Genomic DNA, 24,894 nt, shown 5'->3' on the forward strand with positions numbered 1-24,894 from the left:
CGTGACGACGAGCTGGGAGAACCCGCGTGTCCATCCTCGACAAGGTCCTGCGCATCGGCGAAGGACGTGTCCTGAAGAAGCTGCATTCCGTGGCTGAGCAGGTCAACCGCTTGGAGCCCAGCTTTGTCGAGCTGAGCGACACCGAGCTGCGTGAGGAGACCGCGCGCTTCCGGGAACGCCTGGAGCACGGCGCGACCCTGGACGAGCTCATGCCGGAGGCGTTCGCGGCGATCCGCGAGGCGGCGCACCGCACGCTCGGCCAGCGGCACTTCGACGTGCAGATCATGGGCGGCGCGGCGCTGCACCTCGGCAACATCGCCGAGATGCGCACCGGTGAGGGCAAGACGCTGGTGGCCACCACGGCCGCCTACCTCAACGCCCTGAGCGGCGACGGCGTGCACGTGATCACCACCAACGACTACCTGGCCAAGTACCAGGGTGACCTGATGGGCCGCGTCTTCCGGTTCATGGGCATGACCACGGGTGTCATCCTGTCCGGCCAGACGCCGGCGCAGCGCCGCGAGATGTACGCGGCCGACATCACCTACGGCACCAACAACGAGTTCGGCTTCGACTACCTGCGCGACAACATGGCGTGGTCCACCGACGACCTGGTCCAGCGCGGGCACAACTTCGCCATCGTCGACGAGGTGGACTCCATCCTCATCGACGAGGCCCGCACGCCGCTGATCATCTCCGGCCCCGCCGCCGGCGACGCGAACCGCTGGTACAACGAGTTCGCCAAGGTGGTGCGCCGCCTGGTCCCCACCGTCGACTACGAGGTCGACGAGAAGAAGCGGACCGTCGGCGTGCTCGAGCCGGGCATCGCGAAGATCGAGGACTACCTCGGCATCGACAACCTCTACGAGTCGCTGAACACGCCGCTGATCGGGTTCCTGAACAACGCCATCAAGGCGAAGGAGCTGTTCAAGCGCGACAAGGACTACGTCGTGCTGAACGGCGAGGTCATGATCGTCGACGAGCACACGGGCCGTATCCTCGCGGGCCGTCGCTACAACGAGGGCATGCACCAGGCCATCGAGGCGAAGGAGGGGGTGGAGATCAAGGCGGAGAACCAGACGCTCGCCACGATCACCCTCCAGAACTACTTCCGCCTCTACACCAAGCTGTCCGGCATGACCGGTACGGCCGAGACCGAGGCCGCCGAGTTCCAGGGCACGTACAAGCTGGGCGTGGTGCCGATCCCGACGAACAAGCCGCCGCAGCGCATCGACCAGCCCGACCTCGTGTACAAGAACGAGGAGGGTAAGTTCAACGCGGTGGTGGCCGACATCGTGGAGCGGCACGCCTACGGCCAGCCGGTCCTGGTGGGTACCACCAGCGTCGAGAAGTCGGAGCTCCTGAGCGCCAAGCTCAAGAAGGCCGGCGTGCCGCACAACGTGCTGAACGCCAAGGAGCACGAGCGTGAGGCCGCGGTCGTGGCCATGGCGGGCCGCAAGGGCGCCGTCACGGTCGCCACCAACATGGCCGGCCGCGGTACCGACATCATGCTCGGCGGCAACGCCGAGTACCTCGCGGTGGCCGAGCTCGCCGAGCGCGGCCTGGACCCGGTCGAGACCCCCGAGGAGTACGAGGCGGCCTGGCCGGAGGCCCTCGAGAAGGCCAAGGCGCGCGTGGCCGCCGAGCACGACGAGGTCAAGGAGGCCGGCGGCCTCTACGTGCTCGGCACGGAGCGGCACGAGTCCCGCCGCATCGACAACCAGCTCCGCGGCCGCTCCGGCCGTCAGGGCGACCCGGGTGAGTCCCGGTTCTACCTGTCGATGCAGGACGACCTGATGCGCCTGTTCAACTCGGGCCTTGCCGAGTCGATGATGAACCGCGCGGGCTTTCCGGACGACATGCCGCTGGAGTCCAAGATGGTCACGCGCGGCATCATGTCCGCGCAGGGCCAGGTGGAGTCCCGCAACTTCGAGATCCGCAAGAACGTCCTCAAGTACGACGACGTCCTCTCGCGCCAGCGCAGCGTCATCTACGCCGAGCGGCTGCGGGTGCTCCAGGGGGAGGACCTGCGCGAGCAGGTGCAGCACTTCCTGACCGACACCATCACCGACTACGTCACCAACGCGACGGCCGACGGCAGCACCGGTGAGCAGTGGGACCTCGACGCCCTGTGGACGGCGCTCAAGGCGGTCTACCCGGTGTCGCTGACCCCGGAGGAGATCGCGGAGGAGGCCGGCGGCCTCGACCGGCTCACGGGCGAGATGCTGCTGGAGGAGATCCTGTCCGACGCCCGCGTGGCCTACCAGGCGCGCGAGGACGAGCTGACGTCGCCCGCGATGCGCCAGCTCGAGCGCCGCGTGGTGCTCTCCGTGCTGGACCGCAAGTGGCGCGAGCACCTCTACGAGATGGACTACCTCAAGGAGGGCATCGGGCTGCGCGCCATGGCGCAGCGCGACCCGCTGGTCGAGTACCAGCGCGAGGGCTTCCAGCTCTTCCAGGCGATGACCGACGCCATCAAGGAGGAGTCGGTCGGGTTCCTGTTCAACCTCGAGGTCACGGTGCAGCAGCCCGACGCCGAGCAGGCCGACGGCGCCCCGGAGCTGCCCACCGTCGGCCCGGTGCCGCCGCGTGGCCGCCTGGGCACCGGACAGCCCGACGCGCCGCCCACGACCCAGATCCCCGCGGTGCAGCCGGCCGCGGCGGCACAGCAGGCACCGGCCCCCCGGCCGCGGCGTGCGGCGGGTGCGGCGACCGAGCCGATCCTGCTGGCCAAGGGCCTGGACACCCCGAACCGGCAGCAGCCGCTGACCTACTCGGCACCGAGCGAGGACGGCTCGGGCTCGGCGTTCATGCAGTCGTCCGACGGCGCCCGCCGGCGCGCTGCGCTGCACGGCGAGGCCAGCGCCGTCGCGAGCGACGGCCGGACGTTCCCCGGCACGCCGCGCAACGCGCAGTGCCCGTGCGGGTCGGGCAAGAAGTACAAGGTCTGCCACGGGGTCAACGAGGCCTGACGGCCCGCCGTCACCCTGTCCGTCCGCCGAGGCGGTCGCCCGCCCGCCGGGTGACCGCCTCGGCGTTCCCCGTGTGAGACAGCGGTCTCCGGTGTCGGACGGTCCGGTTACCCTGATCGCAACGGCCGGAGCTCTCCGTGCGGGCCCGCACCGGACCGGACCGCCCGCCTCGATGAGTCCCCCGACGAAAGCAGGATCGCCGTGCCCGTCCACGTCTCCGAGCCCGCGCGCGGGCTGCGTGTCGCTCTGCTCGGCTGCGGCGTCGTGGGCACCGAGGTGGCCCGGATCCTGCTGGAGCAGGGTGCCGACCTGGCCGCCCGCGCGGGTGCCCCGCTGGAGCTCGTGGGCATCGCCGTCCGCAGCACGGCCCAGCCCCGTGACCCGGCGATCCCGCGCGAGCTGCTGACGCAGGACGCGGAGTCGCTCGTGGACGGCGCGGACATCGTCGTCGAGGTGATCGGTGGTACCGAACCCGCGCGCGGCCTGCTGCTGCGGGCCATCGAGGGCGGCGCGGCCGTGGTCACGGCGAACAAGGCGCTGCTGGCGGCGGACGGGCCCACGCTCTACAAGGCGGCCGACTCCGCCGGCGTCGACATCTACTACGAGGCTGCCGTCGCGGGCGCCATCCCCATCGTGCGGCCCGTGCGGGAGTCCCTGGCGGGCGACCACGTGCGCCGCGTGCTCGGCATCGTCAACGGCACCACCAACTACGTGCTGGACCAGATGGCCACGAGCGGGCTGGACCTCGACGCGGCGGTGAAGCAGGCCCAGGAGCTCGGCTACGCCGAGGCGGACCCGACCGCCGACGTGGACGGGTACGACGCCGCGGCGAAGGCCGCGATCCTCGCCAGCCTGGCCTTCCACACCCGGGTCTCGGCGGACGACGTGGCCCGTGAGGGCATCCGCGGCATCACGTCCGACGACGTCGCGTGGGCGGCCCGGACCGGGCACGCCGTGAAGCTGCTGGCCATCGCCGAGCAGACCGGTGAGGGCGTCTCCGTCCGGGTGCACCCGGCGCTCGTCCCGCTGGACCACCCGCTGGCGGGCGTGAAGGGTGCCTTCAACGCGGTCTTCGTCGAGGCGGACGCCGCAGGCCCGCTCATGTTCTACGGGCAGGGCGCCGGAGGGCGCCCCACGGCGTCGGCCGTCGTCGGCGACGTCGTCTCGGCGGCGCGCCACCGTGTGCTCGGCGGCAAGGGCCCGCAGGAGTCCACCTATGCGGCCCGCCCGCTGCTCCCGCCCGACGCCGCGGTGACGCGTTACCAGGTCCGCCTGCTGGTGGCCGACCTGCCGGGGGTGCTGGCCCAGGTCGCCGGGGTCGTGGGCGACCACGGCGTGTCGATCGACACCGTGCGCCAGACCGGACCCTCCGAGGGCACCGCCGAGCTGCTCCTGACCACCCACGCGGCCCGCGAGGCGTCGCTGGCCGCCACCATCGCGGCGGTCCGCACGCTCGAACCGGTCCGCGAGATCACGTCCGTCCTGAGAGTCGAAGGCTGAACCGTGCCCGTGCTGCCCGCTGAACCGAACCTCCCGTCCGCCGCTCCCGGCGCACCCACCTCACGCCTGTGGCGTGGCGTGATCGCCGAGTACGCCGACCGCCTGCCCGCCCACCTGCAGCAGAAGATCGTGACGCTCGGCGAGGGCGGCACGCCGCTCGTCCCCGCTCCCGCGCTGTCGGAGCGCACGGGCGCCGACGTGTACGTCAAGGTCGAGGGCATGAACCCCACCGGCTCCTTCAAGGACCGGGGGATGACCACCGCGATCTCGGCGGCCGCCGGGCGGGGCGCCCGGGTCGTGGTGTGCGCGTCGACCGGCAACACGTCGGCGTCGGCCGCCGCGTACGCGACGCGGGCCGGGATGGTCTGCGCCGTGCTCGTGCCGGACGGCAAGATCGCGATGGGCAAGCTGAGCCAGGCCGTCGCGCACGGCGCGCGCCTGCTCCAGGTGGACGGCAACTTCGACGACTGCCTGGTGGCCGCGCGCAAGCTCGCCGACACCCACCCGGTCGAGCTCGTGAACTCGGTGAACCCGGACCGGATCGAGGGCCAGAAGACGGCCGCGTTCGAGATCGTGGACGCGCTGGGCGACGCCCCGGACATCCACGTGCTGCCCGTCGGCAACGCCGGGAATATCACGGCCTACTGGAAGGGTTTCACCGAGTACGCCGAGGCGGGTGTCGCGAGCCGTACGCCGGCCATGTGGGGCTTCCAGGCCGCCGGCGCCGCCCCGATCGTCAAGGGGCACCCGGTCGACGAGCCGGACACCATCGCGACCGCCATCCGGATCGGCAACCCCGCCTCGTGGGAGCAGGCCGAGCAGGCCCGCGACACGTCCGGCGGCGTCATCGAGGCGGTGACCGACGAGCAGATCCTCGCGGCGCACCGCATCCTCTCGGCCGAGGTCGGTGTGTTCGTCGAGCCGGCCTCCGCGGCCGGCGTCGCGGGCCTCCTGGCACGCCACGAGCGTGGCCTGGTGCCCGCGGGGGCGCGCATCACCATCACGGTGACCGGTCACGGGCTCAAGGACCCGGGCTGGGCGCTGCGCACGCCCGACGGCGGCGAGGTGGAGCCCGTACGGGTCTCCGCCGACGTCGTGTCGATCGCCGACGCCCTGTCGCTCTGATGCAGCTCGGCGCCGACCACGTGCGGGTCCGGGTGCCCGCCACCAGCGCGAACCTCGGCCCGGGGTTCGACGCGCTGGGCCTGGCCCTCGCGCTGTACGACGAGGTCGAGGTACGGCTCGTCGCGAGCGACGAGGTGCTCGTCGAGGTCGAGGGCGAGGGGGCGGGCGAGGTCACGCTGGGGGAGGACCACCTGGTGGTCCGTGCGCTGCGCCGCACCATGGACCTGGCCGGGGCCGTCCCGACCGGCATCCACATGACGTGCCACAACGTGATCCCGCACGGACGGGGGCTCGGCTCGTCGTCGGCCGCGGTCGTGGCCGGGATCGTCGCGGCGCGTGCGCTGCTAGCCGACCCGCGCGCGATCGACGCCACCACGGTGCTCGCGCTGGCCACCGAGTTCGAGGGGCACCCCGACAACGCGGCCCCGGCCATCCAGGGCGGGGCCACGGTCGCCTGGACCACGGACGACGGCCCGCGCGCCGTCGGCCTGGACGTGGATCCCACGATCGAGGCCACCGTGCTGGTGCCGGACGCCCGGCTGGCGACGGCCCGGGCCCGGGCGGCCCTGCCGGCCCGTGTGTCGCACGGCGACGCCGCGTTCACCGCGGGCCGCGCGGCACTCCTCGTCGAGGCGCTCGCCCGGCGGCCGGAGCTGCTGTTCGACGCCACGGAGGACCGGCTGCACCAGTCCTACCGGGCGCCCGTCCTGGGGGCGTCCAGCGAGCTGCTGCGGGCGCTGCGGGAGGCCGGCGTACCGGCCACGGTCTCGGGCGCCGGGCCCACCGTCCTGGTGCTCGCCGGGCCGGAGCACAGGGCCCGTCGTGACGCGGTCCTGGCGGAGCTGGTGGACGAGTCGGCGGGTTGGCGACGGTTGAGTCCGGGAATCGACATGACCGGTGCACGCGCACGGAGAGTTTCCGGAAACACGGGTGCGCTATCGTCCGGCTCGGCAGGTGCGACGGGTCGTCCGGGAACGCACCGTGTCGGGCCATGATCACGGGCAGTACGGGGTGGTAGTATGCAGTGAACCTTCGGGATCGCACGTCCTGAGCCATGGTGGCGGGAGCCCGGAATCTTCTCGGTTCCTCACCGCCTGATCGGCAGAGTTCTGATCCAGTGAACCTCGGCTGCTCAGCCGTGCCCGTTGCAGGCCGTGACCCACGGCTACCGCATCTCGCGAGAAGGCAGACAACGCCCCCGTCCGCCGTCGTCGTCGTACCACTGATGCGAGGTTTTTCGCGCCTCGGCCATCTCGTGCCGGACGCCCACTATCCCGCGGCCCGCGATCACGCGATCAGCCGCAGTTCGAGGGGGAAGGGTCCTTCGTGACAGACACCACCGATAACGCTCAGGAAGCCGCCGGCCGTACCGCCGGAGCGCTGAGCAGCATGCGCCTCGCCGAGCTCCAGGCACTCGCCGGAGACCTGGGCGTGAAGGGCACCTCCAGGATGCGCAAGAGCGACCTCGTGGAGACCATCCGCGAGAAGACGGGCGGCGCGACGAAGCGTCCGAGCCGTGCCGCTGCCACCGTGGAGCAGCCCACCACCGACAAGCCCGCCCGCGCCGAGACGCCGGTCGCCGCCGCCGAGGTCGCCACCTCGGGTGTGCGCGCCGACGCCAGCACGGAGGCCGAGAAGGCCGCCCGCCTGGCCCAGCTCGCCGAGGCCGTGGCCGCTCCGCGCGAGCAGGGCGGCCGTCGTTCCGGCCGCGGCCAGGGTGCCGCCGAGCAGAACGGCGACAAGACTTCCGAGACCCGTAACGGCCAGTCCGGCAGCGGCCGGCAGGGCTCCCGCAACGACCGCTCCGGTGAGCGTGGCGGCGAGCGCGGCGCCGACCGGAACGAGCGCGGCAGCAACCGTGGCGGCGAGCGGAACAACGACCGCAACGCCGACCGGAACAACGACCTCGACGACGAGCGCGGTTCGCGCCGCCGCCGCGGCCGGGACCGGGGCCGGGACCGCAAGCGCGGCCGCGGCCGCCAGGGTCCGGACGTCGCGGGCCTCGAGAACGTCGAGGTGCGCGAGGACGACGTGCTGCTGCCCGTCGCCGGCATCCTCGACATCCTCGACAACTACGCGTTCGTGCGGACGTCGGGCTACCTGCCGGGCAACAACGACGTGTACGTGTCGCTGAACCAGGTCAAGAAGGCCGGCCTGCGCCGCGGTGACGCCGTCGTCGGCGCCGTCCGCCAGCCGCGCGAGGGCGAGGAGCCGCCCCAGCAGCCGACCGGGCGCAACGCCAAGGTGAACAAGTTCAACGCCCTGGTGCGCCTGGACACCGTGAACGGCATGACGCCGGAGGAGGCGCGGGAGCGCCCCGAGTTCACCAAGCTGACGCCGCTGTACCCGCAGGAGCGTCTGCGCCTGGAGAACCCCGAGGCGACCAAGCTGACGCCGCGCGTGATCGACATCGTCGCGCCGATCGGCAAGGGCCAGCGCGGCCTCATCGTCGCGCCGCCCAAGGCCGGCAAGACGCTGATGATGCAGCAGATCGCCAACGCGATCACCACGAACAACCCTGAGGTCCACCTCATGGTCGTGCTGGTGGACGAGCGCCCGGAAGAGGTCACCGACTTCGAGCGCTCGGTCAAGGGCGAGGTCATCTCCTCGACCTTCGACCGCCACGCCTCCGACCACACGCTGGTCGCCGAGCTCGCCATCGAGCGGGCCAAGCGCCTCGTGGAGCTGGGTCAGGACGTCGTGGTGCTGCTCGACGGCATCACCCGCCTGTCGCGCGCCTACAACCTGGCCGCCCCGGCGTCGGGCCGCATCCTGTCGGGTGGTGTGGACGCCGCGGCGCTCTACCCGCCCAAGAAGTTCTTCGGTGCCGCCCGCAACATCGAGGACGGCGGCTCGCTGACCATCCTCGCCACCGCGCTGGTGGAGACCGGCTCGAAGATGGACGAGGTGATCTTCGAGGAGTTCAAGGGCACCGGCAACATGGAGCTGCGCCTGTCGCGGTCCCTGGCCGAGAAGCGCATCTTCCCGGCGATCGACGTCAACGGCTCGAGCACCCGGCGCGAGGAGATCCTCATGTCGAAGGACGAGCTCGCGATCGTCTACAAGCTGCGCCGTGTCATGGGCGCGCTCGACCAGACGCAGGCGGCCGAGCTGCTGCTCGGTCAGCTCAAGAAGACCAAGACCAACGTCGAGTTCCTGCTGCACGTGCAGAAGACGACGCCGGGTGGTCTGACCGAGGACGACAACGTCGGCGAGACCGTCTGATCCGGACGGTCCACGTCACACCCCGCTGCCTCGCCCGTCCGGGCGAGGTAGTGGCAGAATGACTGGCTGGCTCGCTGGTTCACGCGCCTGCGGTTCTGCAGGGCGACCCAGCGGCATCACAACCAAGGAGCACCATGAGGGCTGGAATCCACCCCGAGTACGTCGTCACCCAGGTCACCTGCACCTGTGGCAACACCTTCACGACGCGTAGCACCGAGACGTCCGGCAAGATCAGCGCCGACGTCTGCAGCGCCTGCCACCCGTTCTACACGGGCAAGCAGAAGATCATGGACACCGGTGGCCGCGTGGCCCGGTTCCAGGCGCGCTACGGCAAGAAGGCCGCCGACAAGTAGCGACTCCGCAGCGCCGGTGGTCCGGTCCGACAACCTCTCCAGGGGCAGTCGGGCACCGGACCACCGGCGCTGTTGCTTTGCCCGACCCCACCATCCCCGCTGAGTGCGGGACATTCGCCCTTCCGCGGCTCCGGAAAGGGCGAAGAGCCAGCACTCAACGGGGCGGCAGCTGTACCGAGGAGAGATCGTGACCGAAGCGTTTGCCGGTGTCGGGCCGCTGCTCAGCGAGCACGCCGAGATCGAGACGGCACTGGCGGACCCCGCCGTGCACGCGGACCCCGGCCGCGCCCGGACCCTCGGCCGGCGGTATGCCGAGCTGAACCAGGTGGTGGGCGCCTACAAGGCGTGGGAGCAGGCCCACGACGACGCCGAGGCCGCCGCCGAGCTGGCCGCCGAGGACGCGTCGTTCGCCGAGGAGCTGCCGGGCCTGCGCGAGGCGGAGGCGGCGGCCGAGGAGCGGCTGCGCCGTGTGCTCGTCCCGCGCGACCCCGACGACGGCCGCGACGTCATCCTCGAGATCAAGGCGGGCGAGGGCGGCGAGGAGTCGGCGCTGTTCGCGGGCGACCTGCTGCGCATGTACCTGCGGTACGCGGAGCAGCGCGGCTGGTCCACGCAGGTCCTGGAGGCCACCGAGTCCGACCTGGGCGGCTACAAGGACGTCCAGGTGGCGATCAAGGCCAAGAGCGTGCAGGGCCCCGAGGACGGCGTCTGGCACAGCCTCAAGTACGAGGGCGGCGTGCACCGCGTGCAGCGGGTGCCCGTCACGGAGTCGCAGGGCCGCATCCACACCTCGGCGGCGGGCGTGCTCGTGTTCCCCGAGGTGGACGACCCGGGTGAGCTCGAGATCGACCAGAACGACCTGCGCATCGACGTCTACCGGTCCTCGGGTCCGGGCGGGCAGTCCGTCAACACCACGGACTCCGCGGTGCGCATCACCCACCTGCCCACCGGCATCGTGGTCTCGATGCAGAACGAGAAGTCGCAGCTGCAGAACCGGGAGCAGGCCATGCGCGTGCTGCGCGCCCGCCTCCTGGCGGCGCAGGCGGAGGCCGCCGCCGCCGAGTCCGCCGAGCTGCGCCGCTCGCAGGTGCGCACCGTGGACCGCTCCGAGCGGATCCGCACGTACAACTTCCCCGAGAACCGCATCGCCGACCACCGCACCGGCTACAAGGCCTACAACCTCGACCAGGTGCTGGACGGCGACCTGGGCCCGGTGGTGCGGTCCGCGATCGACGCCGACGAGGCGGCACGGCTCGCGGAGGCGGCAGGTGCCTGAGCCCGGAGGCCGGGGCACGACGGCCGTCCCCGCCGGACGGATCACGGCGGGTCTGGCGCCGTCCGGTGCGGTCGGGCAGGCTCGTGCCGTGGCCGGAGGAGTGCGATGAGCGCGCAGCTGCTGAAGTGGGCGCAGGAGGAGCTGGCCGACGCCGGGGTCGCGTCGCCGCGCGCCGATGCCGAGGCGCTGCTGGCGCACGCGCTCGGCGTGGACCGGTCCGAGGTGCGCCGGCTGGCGGTGCTGGGCCGCGAGGTGCCCGACGACGCGGTGCGTGCGTTCGAGGCCCTCGTCGCGCGCCGGGCCGCCCGCGAACCCCTGCAGCACCTCACCGGGCGTGCCGCGTTCCGGCACCTGGAGCTCGCGGTGGGCCCCGGCGTGTTCGTGCCCCGCCCCGAGACCGAGGAGGTGGCCCAGGTCGCCGTCGACGAGGCGGCCAAGGTCACGGCCGAGCGCGCGGGTGCGGGCGCCGTCGTCGTGGACCTGTGCACCGGGTCCGGAGCCATCGCCCTGGCGGTGGCCACCGAGGTGCCCGGAGCGCGCGTGCACGCCGTCGAGCTGGACAAGGACGCGCACGCCTGGGCGGAGCGCAACGTCGACGCGCTGAGCGCGGTCGCCGCCGGCCGGACGCCTGCGGACGGCGGTGCGCCCGGAGCCGGCACGACGCCGGACGACCCGCCCGAGCGGATCGTCCGCCTGGTCAAGGGGGATGCCCGCACCGCGCTGTACGGGATCGACGGGACGGCCGACGTCGTCGTCTCGAACCCGCCGTACGTGCCCTCGGACGCCGTGCCGGTGGACCCGGAGGTCGCGGAGCACGATCCGGCCGTCGCGCTGTACGGGCTCGGCCCCGACGGCCTGGAGGTGCCCCGCGGCATCACGGCGGCCGCCGCGCGCCTGCTGCGACCGGGCGGGCTCTACGTCATGGAGCACGCCGAGGTCCAGGCGGAGGCGGCTCGTGCCATGGTCGCGGCGACGACGGACGCCGAGGGGCGGCCGGCCTTCGAGGAGCCCGAGACCCGCAAGGACCTGACGGGACGGCCCCGGATGGTGGTCGCACGCCGTGCGGCTCCACCGGAGTCCCGGATCGTGAAAGACTGGTCCGCGTGAGTGTGCCTGTGCAGCCCGTGCTCGACGCCACCGACCCCCAGACCTGGGGCCCCGCGATCGACGAGGCAGTGAATGCGATCTCCCGGGGCGGCCTCGTGGTCCTGCCCACCGACACCGTGTACGGCATCGGTGCCGACGCGTTCGACAAGGAGGCGGTGGCCGCGCTCCTGGCGGCCAAGGGCCGCGGCCGGCAGATGCCGCCGCCCGTCCTGGTGGGGGAGGTGGCCACCCTCGACGGCCTGGCCACCGACGTGCCCGAGGACGCCCGCCGCCTGGTCGACGCCTTCTGGCCCGGCGGGTTCACCGTGATCCTGCGCGCGCAGCCGTCGCTGCAGTGGGACCTCGGCGACACGGGCGGCACGGTGGCGCTGCGCATGCCGGACCACCCGGCGGCGCTGGCCCTGCTCAAGCGCACCGGCCCGCTGGCCGTCTCCAGCGCCAACAAGTCCGGCAGCCCGGCCGCGCAGGACGTGGCCGACGCGGAGCGTCAGCTCGGTGCGTCCGTGGCGGTCTACCTGGACGGCGGCGAGGCGCCCGGCGGCGTCGCCTCCACGATCGTGGACGCCACCGGCCCCACGCTGCGCGTCGTGCGCGAGGGCGCGGTCTCGCTCGACGAGCTGCGCCGGGTGGCCGACGTCGAGGGTCTTCAGGCGACGCCCGAGGAGGGACCGGAGCCTGCCGCGGCAGGTGAGCCGGAGGACGACGAGTGAGGGTGTACCTGCTCCTGATGCTCGTGGCCGCCGCGGTCACGTTCCTGACGACGCCCTTTGCCCGGTGGGTGGCGCTGAGGACCTCGGCCATCTCGGCCGTCCGGGCCCGCGACGTGCACCTCGTGCCGACCCCGCGCCTGGGCGGGCTGGCCATGCTGATCGGCATCGTGGTCGCCGTGCTGCTGGCCTCCCAGATGCCGTTCCTCTCCGGGGTGTTCGACGCCCGGCAGGTCTCGCAGGTGTGGGGCATCGTGGGCGGCGCGGCGATCGTGTGCGCCCTGGGCTGGGCCGACGACAAGTGGGACCTCGACTGGGTGACCAAGCTGGCCGGCCAGGTGCTGGCGGCGGGGTTCATGGCGCTGCAGGGCGTACAGCTCATCACGCTGCCGATCGCGGGGACGACCATCCCGTCCTCGCGCATGTCGCTCGCGGCGACGGTCCTCGTGGTCGTGGTCGCGATGAACGCCGTGAACTTCGTGGACGGGCTCGACGGGCTGGCCGCCGGCATCATCGCCATCGGCGGGACCGCCTTCTTCCTCTACACCTACCGGCTGACGGCGGAGGCCACGCCGGACGACTTCGCGAGCCTCGCCTCGCTCATGCTGGCCGTGCTCGTCGGTGCCTGTGTCGGGTTCCTGCCCCACAACTTCTTCCCGTCACGCATCTTCATGGGCGACGCCGGCTCCATGCTCATCGGCCTCGTCATGGCCGGCGCCGCGATCACCGTGACGGGCAACGTCCAGCCGGAGGTCATGACCGGCGCGCAGGCCCTGCCGGCGTTCATCCCGCTGCTGCTGCCGGTGGCGGTGCTGATGCTCCCGCTGCTCGACATGGGGCTGGCCGTGATCCGGCGGCTGGCCGCGGGCAAGTCGCCCATGGCACCCGACCGCATGCACCTGCACCACCGCATGCTGGCCCTCGGCCACTCGCACCGCCGCGCCGTGGTGATCCTGTACGTCTGGACCGCCGTGTTCGCGTTCAGCGCCGCGGCGCTGGTGCTGTGGGACTGGGAGATCGTGCTCGTCTGGACCGGCGTGTTCGTGGTGCTGGCGCTGCTGGCCACGCTCGGCCCGCTGCGCCACCGGGGCCGCTTCCTGGACGACGACGTCGCGCTGTCCGGCCAGGTCCCCAAGGTCCCGGCCGGGGTCGGGGCCGGGACCCCCGTGACCGCGCAGTCCGCACCGCAGGGCGGCGTCCGCCCCGGTGCCACCACCATCAAGGAGACCATCGAATGACCGAGCACGTACCCGACGCCCCCCACGCCGCACGCGGCGCCGAGCAGGCGATGCTGCGCACCGCCCTGCGCGACAGCCTCGTCCTGGTGGCCGGGCTCGCCGTGCTGGGGTCGCTCGCGGGTCTGCTGATCGCGGGCCTGCCGGGTCTCTGGGGCGGGCTGATCGGCGCCGCCCTGGCCGCGTTCTTCTGCGGCGCCACGGTGCTGTCGATGCTCTGGACCGTGGGCAAGGGCGCGGTCACGATGGGCGCCGTCGTGATGGGCGGCTGGATCGCCAAGATGGTCGTGCTCGTCGTGGTCATGGCGGTGCTGACGCGCTTCGACTTCTACGATCGCATCGTCCTGTTCGTGGTGCTCCTGCTGGGTGCCGTGGGCTCGGCGCTGCTCGACTACCGGGCGGTCAGGAACGCCCGCGTCCCCTACGTCGAGCCGGGCGCGAGCGCCTGACGGGCCGTCGTGGGGCGCAGCGGACCGGTCCCGAGGTTGCGCAATAAGTCACAAGGGGCCGTGCCATGCCGTTCCGCGGCCAGATTCACGCGGGACATAGGTTAGGCTTACGACGAATCCATGACGGCCAGGCCCGATGGCGCGCCCGTTCCGCCCCTTTGCGGTGACGCGCGCAGGGCCTAATGACCACCTGGGAGTCCTCCTGTCCACGTATGCGACGTCCGTAATCCTCGCCGCCACAGAAGGCCACGAGGGTGAGGGCGGCTTCCACACGCCGTCGATCGCCGACTTCTTCCCGTCGGGCATCCTCTTCGAGGGCACCATCTTCCAGATCGACCGCATCTGGATCATCCGCATCATCGCCACGCTGGTGCTGCTGTCGGTCTTCGTGATCGCCGCGCGCCGCGCCAAGGTGGTGCCGGGCCGCTTCCAGGCCGGTGTCGAGTTCCTCCTGGACTTCGTCCGGGTGCAGATCGGCGAAGAGATCCTGGGCAAGGAGAACGCCCGGCGTTTCGTGCCCATGCTCACCACTATCTTCCTGACCATCCTGGCGTTCAACGTCACGAGCGTGATACCGGGCCTGAACCTGGCCGGTACCTCCCGGATCGGCGTCCCGCTGCTCCTCGCGCTCTGGGTGTTCGTCACCTACTGGGCGGTCGGCATCCGCAAGCACGGCCTGGGCGGGTACCTCAAGGCGAACCTCTTCCCGCCGGGGGTCCCGTGGCCGATCTACTTCATCCTGACGCCGATCGAGCTGCTGCAGCTCCTGGTCATCCGGCCGGGTTCGCTGGCGGTCCGACTGGTGGCCAACATGGTCGCGGGCCACATCATGCTCGTGCTCTGCTTCGCGGCCACCCAGTTCTTCCTGATCGACTCGGCCGGCTCCGGCCTGATGGCGTTCGGGGTGCTGACCCTCCCGGCAGGCATCTTCGTGACCCTGTTCGAGCTTCTGGTCGCGTTCCTGCAGGCGTACATCTTCGCCCTGCTGGCCGCGGTCTACATCAACATGTCGCTGGAGGAGGAGCACTGACGGTGCTCGTTCCTCCGGGCGGCGCTGCATAGCTTCACCTGGAAAACCCGCGACGGGCGCACCAGCGCCTTCGCACACCACGCGACGCCGGACCACACCGGTCCGGCGCCCAACGGAAGGAAGACGTACGTGGACGCCATCACTCTCGCCGAGGTCACCGGTAACCTGAACGCTGTCGGCTACGGCCTCGCCGCCACCGGCCCGGGTATCGGTCTCGGCATCCTGATCGGCAAGACCATCGAGGGCATGGCTCGCCAGCCCGAGGTCGCCGGCCAGCTCCGCGCCACCATGTTCCTCGGTGTCGCCTTCGTCGAGGTGCTCGCGCTTCTCGGCCTGGTTGCCGGCTTCCTCTTCCCCGCCGCGTGATGGCTGCGCTCCCGAGCGCTGCCGCCGTCATGGCAGCAGAAGAGGAGCCCGCGGGCATCGACCTGTTCCTGCCCGCCGGCTACGACCTGCTCTGGTCGGCCGTGATCCTCGTGGTCATCGCCGCCGTGTTCTACAAGCTCGTGCTGCCCCGCATGAACGCGGTGCTCGACGAGCGTGCCGCCCTCATCGAGGGTGGCATCGAGAAGGCCGAGGCCGCGCAGAAGCAGGCCGACGAGGCGCTGGCGCAGCAGCAGCAGCTGCTCGCCGAGGCTCGGGCCGACGCCGCGCAGGTCCGTGAGGAGGCGCGTGCCGAGGGCACGGCCATCGTCAAGGAGCTGCGGGCCAAGGCGAACGAGGAGGCGGAGCGCATCACGGAGACGGCGCACCGCCAGATCGAGGCCGAGCGGCAGTCCGCCGTGGTCTCCCTGCGCACCGAGGTCGGGTCGCTCGCGACCGAGCTCGCGTCGAAGATCGTGGGCGAGTCCCTCGAGGACTCGGCCCGGCAGTCCCGTGTGGTGGACCGCTTCCTCGACGAGCTCGAGGCGAGCCAGTCCGTCGCGAGCAGCAGCCCGGCAAGCAAGGAGGCGTGATGCGGGGAACGAGCGGGGCATCGCTGAAGGAGGCGCAGGAGCGCTTCGAGCCGGTGCTGCGTGCCGCGGGTGCGGACGCGCTGAACCTGGGCGAGCAGCTGCTCACCCTGGTGTCCGCGCTGGACGACTCGGCCGCGCTGCGCCGCTCGCTCGCCGATCCGTCGCGTGAGGGCGAGGCCAAGGCCGGCCTGGTGGCCAACCTGCTGAACGGCTTCGACGAGCGCGTGGTCGACCTGGTGTCCGGCATGGTCCGGGCCCGCTGGGCGGGCGACGCGGACCTGGCCGACGCCGTCGAGCGCCTCGGCCTGGACGCCGTGCTGGCGTCCGCCGAGGCGCGCGGCACGCTGGAGACCGTGGAGGACGAGCTGTTCCGTCTCACGCGGGCCCTGGACGGTCAGCGGGAGGCCAAGCAGGCTCTCTCGGACGGCACCACGGCGCCCGAGCGCCGGGTGGCTCTCGTGGACGCGCTGGTCGCCGGCAAGGTGGACACCGTGACCCAGAGCCTGGCCCGGCGGGCGACGTCGTCGCTGCGCGGCCGGCGCTTCGTGCAGACGCTCGGCTGGTTCGGCGACATCGCGGCGGAACGCCGCAAGCGGCTCGTCGCCACCGTGACCAGCGCGACGGTCCTGACCCGCGAGCAGGAGCAGCGCCTCGGCGCGGTGCTCGAGCGCTCGTACGGCCGGCCGGTGCAGCTGAACGTCACGGTGGACCCGGCCATCGTCGGGGGCATGCGCATCCAGGTCGGCGCGGACGTCGTCGACTCCACCGTCCTGTCGCGCCTTGCTGACGCGTCGCGTCGTCTGGCCGGCTGAAAACGTGAACAAGAACCTTCCGCCGCGGCTCTCGCGGCCACGACAGGAGAAGAGCAATGGCTGAGCTGACGATCCGGCCGGACGAGGTCCGCGCCGCACTGGACAGCTTCGTGAAGGCCTACGAGCCCCAGGAAGCTGCCGCCGAGGAGGTGGGCCGCGTCGCGTACGCCGCGGACGGCATCGCCCGCGTCGAGGGCCTCCCGGGCGTGATGGCCAACGAGCTGCTGCGCTTCGAGGACGGCACGCTCGGCCTCGCGCAGAACCTGGACGTCCGGGAGATCGGTGTCGTCGTCCTCGGCGAGTTCACCGGTATCGAGGAGGGCCAGGAGGTCCGCCGCACGGGTGACGTGCTGTCGGTGCCGGTGGGCGAGGGCTACCTCGGCCGCGTCGTCGACCCGCTGGGCAACCCGGTGGACGGCCTCGGCGCCATCGAGACCGAGGGCACGCGTGCCCTGGAGCTGCAGGCGCCGGGCGTCATGCAGCGCAAGTCGGTGCACGAGCCCCTGCAGACGGGCATCAAGGCGATCGACTCGATGATCCCGATCGGCCGTGGTCAGCGTCAGCTGATCATCGGCGACCGCCAGACCGGCAAGACGGCGATCGCGGTCGACACCATCATCAACCAGAAGGCGAACTGGGAGAGCGGCGACCCGACCAAGCAGGTCCGCTGCATCTACGTCGCCGTCGGCCAGAAGGGCTCGACCATCGCCTCGGTGCGTGGCGCGCTCGAGGAGGCCGGCGCCCTGGAGTACACGACGATCGTCGCGGCTCCGGCGTCCGACCCGGCCGGCTTCAAGTACCTGGCCCCGTACACCGGCTCGGCCATCGGCCAGCACTGGATGTACTCGGGCAAGCACGTCCTGATCATCTTCGACGACCTGTCGAAGCAGGCCGAGGCCTACCGTGCCGTGTCGCTGCTGCTGCGCCGCCCGCCGGGCCGCGAGGCGTACCCGGGTGACGTCTTCTACCTGCACTCCCGCCTGCTGGAGCGTTGCGCCAAGCTGAGCGACGAGCTGGGTGCGGGTTCGATGACCGGTCTGCCGATCATCGAGACCAAGGCGAACGACGTGTCGGCGTACATCCCGACGAACGTCATCTCCATCACCGACGGTCAGATCTTCCTGCAGTCCGACCTGTTCAACGCCGACCAGCGTCCCGCCGTGGACGTCGGTATCTCGGTGTCGCGAGTCGGTGGTGACGCGCAGATCAAGGCGATGAAGAAGGTCTCCGGCACGCTGAAGCTGGAGCTCGCGCAGTTCCGGTCGCTCGAGGCGTTCGCGATGTTCGCGTCCGACCTGGACGCGTCCTCGCGTGCCCAGCTGCAGCGCGGCGCCGTGCTGACCGAGCTGCTCAAGCAGCCGCAGTACACGCCGTACGCGGTCGAGGACCAGGTCGCCATGGTGTGGGCCGGGACCAAGGGCAAGCTCGACGACGTCCCGGTCGAGGACGTGCGGCGCTTCGAGTCCGAGCTGCTGGACCACCTGCGGCGCAAGACCGACGTGCTGCCGACCATCCTGGAGACGGGCAAGCTGGAGGCGGACACGGAGGAGGCGCTCGGCGCCGCCGTGGACGACTTCCGGGCCGGATTCCAGCGCGGTGACGGCACGGCGCTCGTCGGCGGCGACGTCGAGGGCGATGTGGACGTCCAGCAGGAGCAGATCGTCGTCAAGAAGAAGGCCTGACCGTGGCCGGTGGAGCTCAGCGCGTCTACAAGGCGCGGATCAAGTCGACGCAGTCGCTGAAGAAGATCTTCCGCGCGCGCGAGCTGATCGCGGCTTCCCGCATCGGCAAGGCCCGGGCGGCGGCCGCGGCGGCGGCACCGTACGCGCAGGCGATCACCCGTGCGGTGTCCGCCGTGGCGTCGCACACCGACGTCGACCACCCGCTCACGCGGGAGGAGGGCGGCAACCGCGTCGCCGTGCTCGTGGTGTCCTCGGACTCCGGCATGGCCGGCTCGTACCCGATGGCGATCGTCCGTGAGGCCGAGAAGCTCGTCGGGCAGCTCACGTCCGAGGGCAAGGAGGTCCTGCTCTACGTGGCCGGCCGCCGTGCCATCGCGTACTACGCCTTCCGCGGGCGGGAGCTGACCAAGACCTGGTCCTACGGGTCGGAGAAGCCGACGCCGGAGGCCGCCGAGGACATCGCCGAGACGCTGCTGGAGGTGTTCCTCGCGGACGAGCCGGAGGGTGGCGTCAGCGAGCTGCACGTGGTCTCCACGCAGTTCGTCAACATGGTGACCCAGCGGACCCGGGTGGTGCGCATGCTGCCGCTCGAGGTGGTCGAGGGTGTGAGCGAGGCCGACGAGCACGAGGCCCTGCCGCTCTACGACTTCGAGCCGTCTCCCGAGGCGGTCCTCGACGAGCTGCTCCCGCGGTACGTGCAGCAGCGCATCTACGCGATGCTGCTCGACGCCGCGGCCTCCGAGCTCGCCGCCCGCCAGCGTGCCATGCACACGGCGACGGACAACGCCGAGGACCTGATCCGCACCTACACCCGACTGGCCAACCAGGCCCGCCAGGCCGACATCACCCAGGAGATCAGCGAGATCGTCTCCGGTGCCGACGCCCTGGCGTCCTGAACAGACCGAACAGACTCCCCGCCGGAGGACCCTCCGGCCCACCGAAGCGAGGCAAGTATGACCGCCACCACCGTGGAAGCCACGGTCGAGCACACGAGCGGCCCCGGCACCGGCCGGGTCGCCCGGGTGATCGGCCCTGTCGTGGACATCGAGTTCCCCGAGGACGCGATTCCCGACATCTACAACGCGCTCACCGTCGAGATCGACCTGTCGAACCAGGGCGAGAGCGAGAACAAGTTCACGCTGACCCTCGAGGTCGAGCAGCACCTGGGCGACTCCCTGGTGCGCGCCATCGCGCTCAAGCCGACCGACGGCCTGGTCCGCGGCGCCGTGGTGACCGACACGGGCGCTCCCATCTCCGTGCCCGTCGGTGACATCACCAAGGGCAAGGTCTTCAACGTCACCGGTGAGGTGCTGAACCTCGCCGAGGGCGAGCGCTTCGAGGTCACCGAGCGCTGGCCGATCCACCGCAAGCCGCCGGCCTTCGACCAGCTCGAGTCGAAGACCCAGATGTTCGAGACGGGCATCAAGTCCATCGACCTGCTGACCCCGTACGTGCAGGGTGGCAAGATCGGCCTCTTCGGTGGTGCGGGCGTCGGCAAGACGGTCCTCATCCAGGAGATGATCCAGCGCGTGGCGCAGGACCACGGTGGTGTGTCGGTGTTCGCCGGTGTCGGCGAGCGCACCCGTGAGGGCAACGACCTCATCGGCGAGATGGAGGAGGCGGGCGTCTTCGACAAGACGGCGCTCGTGTTCGGCCAGATGGACGAGCCGCCGGGCACGCGTCTGCGCGTCGCCCTGTCGGCGCTGACGATGGCGGAGTACTTCCGCGACGTGCAGCAGCAGGACGTGCTGCTGTTCATCGACAACATCTTCCGCTTCACGCAGGCCGGTTCCGAGGTCTCCACGCTGCTCGGCCGCATGCCGTCCGCCGTGGGCTACCAGCCGAACCTGGCCGACGAGATGGGCCTCCTCCAGGAGCGCATCACCTCGACGCGTGGTCACTCCATCACGTCGCTGCAGGCCATCTACGTGCCCGCCGACGACTACACCGACCCGGCCCCGGCCACGACGTTCGCCCACCTGGACGCCACGACCGAGCTCTCGCGCGAGATCGCGTCGAAGGGTCTGTACCCGGCGATCGACCCGCTGGCCTCGACGTCCCGCATCCTCGACCCGCGCTACGTGGGCCAGGAGCACTACGACGTCGCGACCCGCGTGAAGTCGATCCTGCAGCGCAACAAGGAGCTGCAGGACATCATCGCCATCCTCGGTGTGGACGAGCTCTCGGAAGAGGACAAGACGGTCGTCGCGCGTGCGCGTCGCATCGAGCAGTTCCTCTCCCAGAACACCTACATGGCCGAGAAGTTCACGGGTGTGGTGGGCTCGACGGTGCCTCTGTCGGAGACCATCGAGGCATTCAAGAAGATCGCGGACGGCGAGTTCGACCACATCGCCGAGCAGGCCTTCTACAACATCGGTGGACTCGAGATGCTCGAGGAGAACTGGGCCCGTATCCAGAAGGAGTACGGGGCCTGACGCCTCGGACGTTCCCGGTGCGTGACGCCGCCCTCCGGGGCACCCCCGCGGGGGCGGCGTCACGCCCGCTACATCGGAAGGAGCTCTCGTGGCAGAGCTGAGCGTGGACCTCGTGTCCCGCGACCGTAAGGTCTGGAGCGGTGCGGCGGTCCAGGTGAGCGCACCGTCCGCGGACGGTCAGGTGGGCATCCTGGCGAACCACACGCCGCTGCTCGCCGTGCTGCGCCCGGGCACGGTCAAGGTGGAGACGACGTCGGGGACGGCCCTGGAGGCCCAGGTCACCGGCGGTTTCGTCTCCGTGGACGACAACCTCGTCACCCTCGTGGTCGACGAGATCTCCCTGGTCTGAGGGAGGGGCGCGAGTGCCGGGCGTCATATGGATCGCGATAGCGGTGCTCGGCGCGCTCGCGCTCGTGCTCGCGGCGGGCATCTCCCGGCTGCGGGCGCTCTCCCGCAGGGTGGGCTCGTTCAGCTGCAACGCCCGGCCGGCCGGTAACCCCGAGGGTTCCTGGACGCCGGGCATCGCCCAGTACGCGGTGGGCCGGATCGAGTGGTGGCGGTGCTGGTCGCTGGCGCCCCGTCCGGCCCGCACGTGGTACCGCGAGCGGCTGACGGTCACGGGCCGTACCCCGCTGGACCCCGACGAGCGTGGTCAGGGCGACCACTACCTCGTGCAGTGCCGGTACGACGGGCTCGACTTCGAGCTCGACCTCGCCGCCGGCGACTACTTCGGCCTCGCCTCCTGGCTCGAGGCCGCCCCTCCCGGACGACAGGATCTGGTTCTCTGATGCGGCTGGTCGTCGCCGACTGCTCCGCCCTCTACACGGGCCGCCTGACCGCGATGCTGCCACAGGCGACGCGCCTGCTCGTGGTCAAGGCCGACGGAAGCGTGCTCATCCACTCCGACGGCGGCTCGTACAAGCCGCTGAACTGGATGAGCCCGCCCTGCACGCTCGCGGTGCGCGAGCCCTCCGCGGAGGCCGTCGAACGCGGCGTCACCGAGGTGTGGACCGTGCAGCACGCCAAGTCGGACGACCGCCTCGAGGTGGAGCTGTTCACCGTGCACCACGACTCGGCCCACGACCTGGGTATCGACCCGGGCCTCGTGAAGGACGGCGTGGAGGCGCACCTCCAGGAGCTGCTCGCCGAGCAGATCGCGCTGCTCGGCGACGGCCACACCCTGGTGCGCCGCGAGTACCCGACCGCCATCGGTCCCGTGGACATCCTCGCGCGCGACGCCGACGGCGCCACGGTCGCGGTGGAGATCAAGCGCCGCGGCGACATCGACGGCGTCGAGCAGCTCACGCGCTACCTGGACCTGCTGAACCGCGACCCGCTGCTGGCGCCGGTCCGCGGCGTCTACGCGGCCCAGGAGATCAAGCCGCAGGCGCGGGTCCTGGCCAAGGACCGCGGTATCGCGACCCTCCTGCTGGACTACGACGCCATGCGCGGCGTCGACGACCCGACCTCGCGCCTCTTCTGACCCGTGCCGGCTGCTCCTGATCCGCGCCAGCGGCATCTGACCCGTGCCGGCCGCTCCTGATCGGCGCCGGCGGCTTCTGATCCGTGCCGGCCGCTTCTGATCCGCGACCGCGGCTTCTGATCCGTGCCGGCGGCTTCTGACTCGCGACCGCGGCCGGACGTGCGGCCGGAGGCCTGAGGTGAGGGGAGCCCGAAGGTGCCCCGCGGAGGTGTGTTGCAGACAGTAGACAACGTCTACACGGGGCAACACGCCTCCGCGGGGCACCTTCTCCCCGACCCCGACCCCGGCCACGGCCACGGCCACGGCCCGGCCTGGCTTCGGCCCGGCTTCGGCCCGGCCTGGCTTCGGCGCGGCCCGGCCTGGCTTGGGCCCGGGACGGTTTCGGCCCGGGACGGCTGGCGAGGCGAGGCCTCCCCGAACCGGGCACCGTGACCGGCACGGGGACGATCTCGCACGACGCGCACGGAACCGTGTCGGTCAGCCCGCGGGCAGCGGTTCCACCGTCCACGTGGCACCCGGCGCCTCGCGGACGACGGCGTACCCGCCCGGCGCGACGACGACGCCCTGCTCGGTCGAGGTGCCGGACACGAGGTCGTGCCCCGCCCCGGTGACCCGTAGCGGCCGCTCCCCGTGGTGCAGCAGGAAGAGGTAGGTGGCCGCCGCGCCGCGCCGCCGGACGGCCTCCAGCCCGGTGCCGACCGCCTCGGGTACGACCGCGCGCACGTCCCGCTCGGCCAGCACCGCCGCGACGAACGTGTCCCACGACTCCTGGACGAGCCCCGCCGAGACGTACACGGCGGCCCCGTCCCCGACGGCGTGGCGGGTGACCGCGGGCGAGCCGGCGAGCGGGCCCTCGGCGTACCGCGCCACGACGTCCGCGCCGGTCGCCTCCGTCCGCTCGGTCCACTGGGCGACGATCGAGCCGTCGTCCAGCTCCTGGGTGTCTCCGGGCGCCAGCGGCAGGTGCTCGGTGACGCGGACGCCCAGCAGGTCCCGCAGCAGCCCGGGGTAGCCGCCGGGGACCACGCGCTGGTGCTCGTCCGCGACGCCGGTGAACCGGCCGACGACCAGGTGCCCGCCGTTCTCGGCGTACCGGGTCAGCCAGGCCGCGGTCGCGGCGTCCAGCGCCATGAGGGTCGGTACGAACAGCACCCGGTACCGCGCGACGTCGGCCCCGGACCGCACGAAGTCCACGGCCACCCCGGCGCGCCAGAGCGCCCGGTGGGTGGCCCGGACCTCCGCCGCGTAGTCGAGGTCGTCGTTCGGCAGGTGCGGCGTCTCGAGCGACCACCAGCCCTCGGCGTCCCACAGGATCGCGACGTCGGCGGCCACGACCGGCCCGTCGTCGGGCGGCGTCGCGATCTCCTGGAGGCGGCCCAGCACGGTGCCCAGCTCGACGACGCCCTCGTACGTGCGGCTGCGCGGCCCGGCGTGGGGCACCATCGCGCTGTGCCACGTCTCGGAGCCACCGGCCGACGCCCGCCACTGGAAGAACAGCGCGCCCTGGGACCCGCGCGCGACGTAGCCGAGCGAGTTGCGGATCATGCGGTCGGGGTCCTTGAACACCTGCCGCTGCCCCTGCCGGATACCGGAGGCGCTCTGCTCCATCAGCAGCCACGGGCCCCGCCCCCAGGAGCGGGTCAGGTCGGCGCCGTAGGCGACGTGCGCCTCGCCGTCGGGGCCCGGTGTGTCGAGGTAGTGGTCCACGGAGACGAGGTCGAGCCGGTCGCTCCAGTCCCACTGGTCGAGGTGGTTCCACGTGGGCAGCATGAAGTTCGTCGTGACGGGCGCGGTGGAGCCGGCCGCACGGATCTCGTCGCGCTGCTCGGTGAAGGCGGCGAGCATCTCGGCGGAGCAGAACCGCTTGAAGTCCACGAGCTGGGCCGGGTTGTGCAGGTACTGCGTGGCGCGGGGCGGCACGATCTCGTCCCAGTCGTCGTACCGCTGGGACCAGAAGACTGTGTACCAGGCGTCGTTCAGGGCCTCGAGCGTGCCGTACCGGGCGCGCAGCCAGCGCCGGAAGGCGACTGCCGCGTGCGGGCCGTGGTCGATCGTGCCGTACTCGTTGTGCACGTGCCAGCCCCGCAGCCGCGGGTGGTCGCCGTACCGCTCCGCGAGGAACCGGGCCACGCGCCGTGCGGCCTCACGGTAGGCGGGAGCGCTGATCGCGTAGGTGTCGCGCGACCCGTGCCAGAGCCGCGTGCCGTCGGCGCGCACCGGCAGCGCGTCGGGGTGGGCGCGGGTGAACCACGGCGGCGGGGAGGCGGTGGGCGTGGCCAGGAAGAACCCGATCTCGTTCGTGTCCAGGAGCGCCACCACGTCGTCCAGCCAGCCGGGCTCGAACTCGCCCTCCCGGGGCTCCAGGGCGGCCCAGGAGAACACCCCGATGGTCACCGTGTTCACGCCCGCCCGGCGCATCAGGGCCATGTCCTGCGCCCAGACGTCCCGCGGCCACTGCTCGGGGTTGTAGTCGCCGCCGAACAGCAGGCGCGCGGGGTCGAAGGGGGCCGTCATGGTCGCTCCTCGGGTCGGTGGTGCGCGGCGGTG

The 24,894-nt window shown here is 71.8% G+C and carries 22 protein-coding genes; 21 read left to right on the forward strand and 1 reads right to left on the reverse strand.

Going from position 1 to position 24,894, the window contains the following annotated elements; translation table 11 throughout:
- The first annotated feature begins 26 nt into the window (after nt 1–26).
- The 21 genes from secA (at nt 27) to nucS (ending at nt 22,347) form a co-directional block, all read left to right on the forward strand.
- Nucleotides 27–2,972, forward strand: coding sequence for a preprotein translocase subunit SecA (secA, locus tag ACIBBF_RS15805; protein WP_397414943.1), 2,946 nt, complete (start codon nt 27–29; stop codon nt 2,970–2,972).
- Between the two features lie 201 nt (nt 2,973–3,173).
- Nucleotides 3,174–4,472 (forward strand): homoserine dehydrogenase, encoded by a 1,299-nt coding sequence (locus ACIBBF_RS15810; protein WP_397414945.1) that lies wholly within the window; start codon nt 3,174–3,176, stop codon nt 4,470–4,472.
- A 9-nt stretch (nt 4,473–4,481) separates the two neighbouring features.
- The gene (thrC, locus tag ACIBBF_RS15815) at nt 4,482–5,597 is read left to right on the forward strand and encodes a threonine synthase (protein WP_397415193.1); all 1,116 of its coding nucleotides are present in this window, start codon (nt 4,482–4,484) and stop codon (nt 5,595–5,597) included.
- The gene (gene thrB / locus ACIBBF_RS15820) at nt 5,597–6,592 is read left to right on the forward strand and encodes a homoserine kinase (RefSeq protein WP_397414947.1); all 996 of its coding nucleotides are present in this window, start codon (nt 5,597–5,599) and stop codon (nt 6,590–6,592) included. The genes thrC and thrB overlap by 1 nt, the downstream gene beginning before the upstream one ends.
- 331 nt (nt 6,593–6,923) lie before the next feature.
- The gene (gene rho / locus ACIBBF_RS15825) at nt 6,924–8,822 is read left to right on the forward strand and encodes a transcription termination factor Rho (RefSeq protein WP_397414949.1); all 1,899 of its coding nucleotides are present in this window, start codon (nt 6,924–6,926) and stop codon (nt 8,820–8,822) included.
- A gap of 134 nt (nt 8,823–8,956) precedes the next feature.
- The gene (gene rpmE / locus ACIBBF_RS15830) at nt 8,957–9,175 is read left to right on the forward strand and encodes a 50S ribosomal protein L31 (RefSeq protein WP_119142620.1); all 219 of its coding nucleotides are present in this window, start codon (nt 8,957–8,959) and stop codon (nt 9,173–9,175) included.
- 187 nt (nt 9,176–9,362) lie between these two features.
- Nucleotides 9,363–10,451, forward strand: coding sequence for a peptide chain release factor 1 (gene prfA / locus ACIBBF_RS15835; RefSeq protein ID WP_397414951.1), 1,089 nt, complete (start codon nt 9,363–9,365; stop codon nt 10,449–10,451).
- 105 nt (nt 10,452–10,556) lie between these two features.
- Complete coding sequence (locus ACIBBF_RS15840) at nt 10,557–11,558, forward strand: N5-glutamine methyltransferase family protein (RefSeq protein ID WP_397414953.1); 1,002 nt, start codon at nt 10,557–10,559, stop codon at nt 11,556–11,558.
- Nucleotides 11,559–11,560: 2 nt separating this feature from the next.
- Nucleotides 11,561–12,268 (forward strand): L-threonylcarbamoyladenylate synthase, encoded by a 708-nt coding sequence (locus tag ACIBBF_RS15845; RefSeq protein WP_397415196.1) that lies wholly within the window; start codon nt 11,561–11,563, stop codon nt 12,266–12,268.
- A complete protein-coding gene (locus tag ACIBBF_RS15850) occupies nt 12,265–13,503 on the forward strand; it encodes an MraY family glycosyltransferase (protein ID WP_397414955.1) in 1,239 nt (412 codons plus the stop codon). The genes ACIBBF_RS15845 and ACIBBF_RS15850 overlap by 4 nt, the downstream gene beginning before the upstream one ends.
- Complete coding sequence (locus ACIBBF_RS15855) at nt 13,500–13,949, forward strand: hypothetical protein (RefSeq protein WP_397414957.1); 450 nt, start codon at nt 13,500–13,502, stop codon at nt 13,947–13,949. The genes ACIBBF_RS15850 and ACIBBF_RS15855 overlap by 4 nt, the downstream gene beginning before the upstream one ends.
- A 136-nt stretch (nt 13,950–14,085) precedes the next feature.
- Nucleotides 14,086–14,979, forward strand: coding sequence for a F0F1 ATP synthase subunit A (atpB, locus tag ACIBBF_RS15860; RefSeq protein WP_397414960.1), 894 nt, complete (start codon nt 14,086–14,088; stop codon nt 14,977–14,979).
- Nucleotides 14,980–15,108: 129 nt separating this feature from the next.
- Complete coding sequence (locus tag ACIBBF_RS15865) at nt 15,109–15,345, forward strand: ATP synthase F0 subunit C (RefSeq protein ID WP_192861434.1); 237 nt, start codon at nt 15,109–15,111, stop codon at nt 15,343–15,345.
- Nucleotides 15,345–15,935, forward strand: coding sequence for a F0F1 ATP synthase subunit B (locus tag ACIBBF_RS15870; RefSeq protein ID WP_397414963.1), 591 nt, complete (start codon nt 15,345–15,347; stop codon nt 15,933–15,935). The genes ACIBBF_RS15865 and ACIBBF_RS15870 overlap by 1 nt, the downstream gene beginning before the upstream one ends.
- Nucleotides 15,935–16,747, forward strand: a complete 813-nt coding sequence (locus ACIBBF_RS15875) for a F0F1 ATP synthase subunit delta (protein ID WP_397414966.1) — start codon at nt 15,935–15,937, stop codon at nt 16,745–16,747. The genes ACIBBF_RS15870 and ACIBBF_RS15875 overlap by 1 nt, the downstream gene beginning before the upstream one ends.
- A 56-nt stretch (nt 16,748–16,803) precedes the next feature.
- The gene (gene atpA / locus ACIBBF_RS15880; RefSeq protein WP_397414969.1) at nt 16,804–18,429 is read left to right on the forward strand and encodes a F0F1 ATP synthase subunit alpha; all 1,626 of its coding nucleotides are present in this window, start codon (nt 16,804–16,806) and stop codon (nt 18,427–18,429) included.
- Nucleotides 18,430–18,431: 2 nt separating this feature from the next.
- On the forward strand, nt 18,432–19,325 hold the full coding sequence (locus ACIBBF_RS15885; protein ID WP_397414972.1) for a F0F1 ATP synthase subunit gamma: 894 nt from the start codon (nt 18,432–18,434) through the stop codon (nt 19,323–19,325).
- A gap of 57 nt (nt 19,326–19,382) precedes the next feature.
- Nucleotides 19,383–20,864, forward strand: coding sequence for a F0F1 ATP synthase subunit beta (atpD, locus tag ACIBBF_RS15890; protein ID WP_397414975.1), 1,482 nt, complete (start codon nt 19,383–19,385; stop codon nt 20,862–20,864).
- Nucleotides 20,865–20,952: 88 nt separating this feature from the next.
- Entirely contained in the window at nt 20,953–21,213 is a 261-nt protein-coding gene (locus tag ACIBBF_RS15895) for a F0F1 ATP synthase subunit epsilon (protein WP_253837753.1), read from the forward strand.
- 13 nt (nt 21,214–21,226) lie between these two features.
- The gene (locus ACIBBF_RS15900) at nt 21,227–21,652 is read left to right on the forward strand and encodes a DUF2550 domain-containing protein (RefSeq protein ID WP_397414979.1); all 426 of its coding nucleotides are present in this window, start codon (nt 21,227–21,229) and stop codon (nt 21,650–21,652) included.
- On the forward strand, nt 21,652–22,347 hold the full coding sequence (gene nucS / locus ACIBBF_RS15905; protein WP_397414982.1) for an endonuclease NucS: 696 nt from the start codon (nt 21,652–21,654) through the stop codon (nt 22,345–22,347). Before ACIBBF_RS15900 ends, nucS begins: the two co-directional genes overlap by 1 nt.
- Before the next feature lie 477 nt (nt 22,348–22,824).
- Here the strand turns inward: nucS and ACIBBF_RS15910 are convergent, their stop codons facing one another.
- Nucleotides 22,825–24,861, reverse strand: a complete 2,037-nt coding sequence (locus tag ACIBBF_RS15910; RefSeq protein ID WP_397414985.1) for a beta-galactosidase — start codon at nt 24,859–24,861, stop codon at nt 22,825–22,827.
- Nucleotides 24,862–24,894 lie beyond the last annotated feature (33 nt).

This window comes from Promicromonospora sp. NPDC050880 (genome assembly GCF_044456525.1).
GTDB lineage: Bacteria > Actinomycetota > Actinomycetes > Actinomycetales > Cellulomonadaceae > Promicromonospora.

What these genes read in the sequence shown, in the direction of transcription:
- thrB (WP_397414947.1), top strand. Translation starts at nt 5,597, where the DNA reads ATGCAGCTCGGCGCCGACCACGTGCGGGTCCGGGTGCCCGCCACCAGC.
- rpmE (WP_119142620.1), top strand. Translation starts at nt 8,957, where the DNA reads ATGAGGGCTGGAATCCACCCCGAGTACGTCGTCACCCAGGTCACCTGC.
- ACIBBF_RS15840 (WP_397414953.1), top strand. Translation starts at nt 10,557, where the DNA reads ATGAGCGCGCAGCTGCTGAAGTGGGCGCAGGAGGAGCTGGCCGACGCC.
- ACIBBF_RS15855 (WP_397414957.1), top strand. Translation starts at nt 13,500, where the DNA reads ATGACCGAGCACGTACCCGACGCCCCCCACGCCGCACGCGGCGCCGAG.
- atpB (WP_397414960.1), top strand. Translation starts at nt 14,086, where the DNA reads ATGGCGCGCCCGTTCCGCCCCTTTGCGGTGACGCGCGCAGGGCCTAAT.
- ACIBBF_RS15870 (WP_397414963.1), top strand. Translation starts at nt 15,345, where the DNA reads ATGGCTGCGCTCCCGAGCGCTGCCGCCGTCATGGCAGCAGAAGAGGAG.
- ACIBBF_RS15875 (WP_397414966.1), top strand. Translation starts at nt 15,935, where the DNA reads ATGCGGGGAACGAGCGGGGCATCGCTGAAGGAGGCGCAGGAGCGCTTC.
- atpA (WP_397414969.1), top strand. Translation starts at nt 16,804, where the DNA reads ATGGCTGAGCTGACGATCCGGCCGGACGAGGTCCGCGCCGCACTGGAC.
- atpD (WP_397414975.1), top strand. Translation starts at nt 19,383, where the DNA reads ATGACCGCCACCACCGTGGAAGCCACGGTCGAGCACACGAGCGGCCCC.
- nucS (WP_397414982.1), top strand. Translation starts at nt 21,652, where the DNA reads ATGCGGCTGGTCGTCGCCGACTGCTCCGCCCTCTACACGGGCCGCCTG.
- ACIBBF_RS15910 (WP_397414985.1), bottom strand. Translation starts at nt 24,861, where the DNA reads ATGACGGCCCCCTTCGACCCCGCGCGCCTGCTGTTCGGCGGCGACTAC.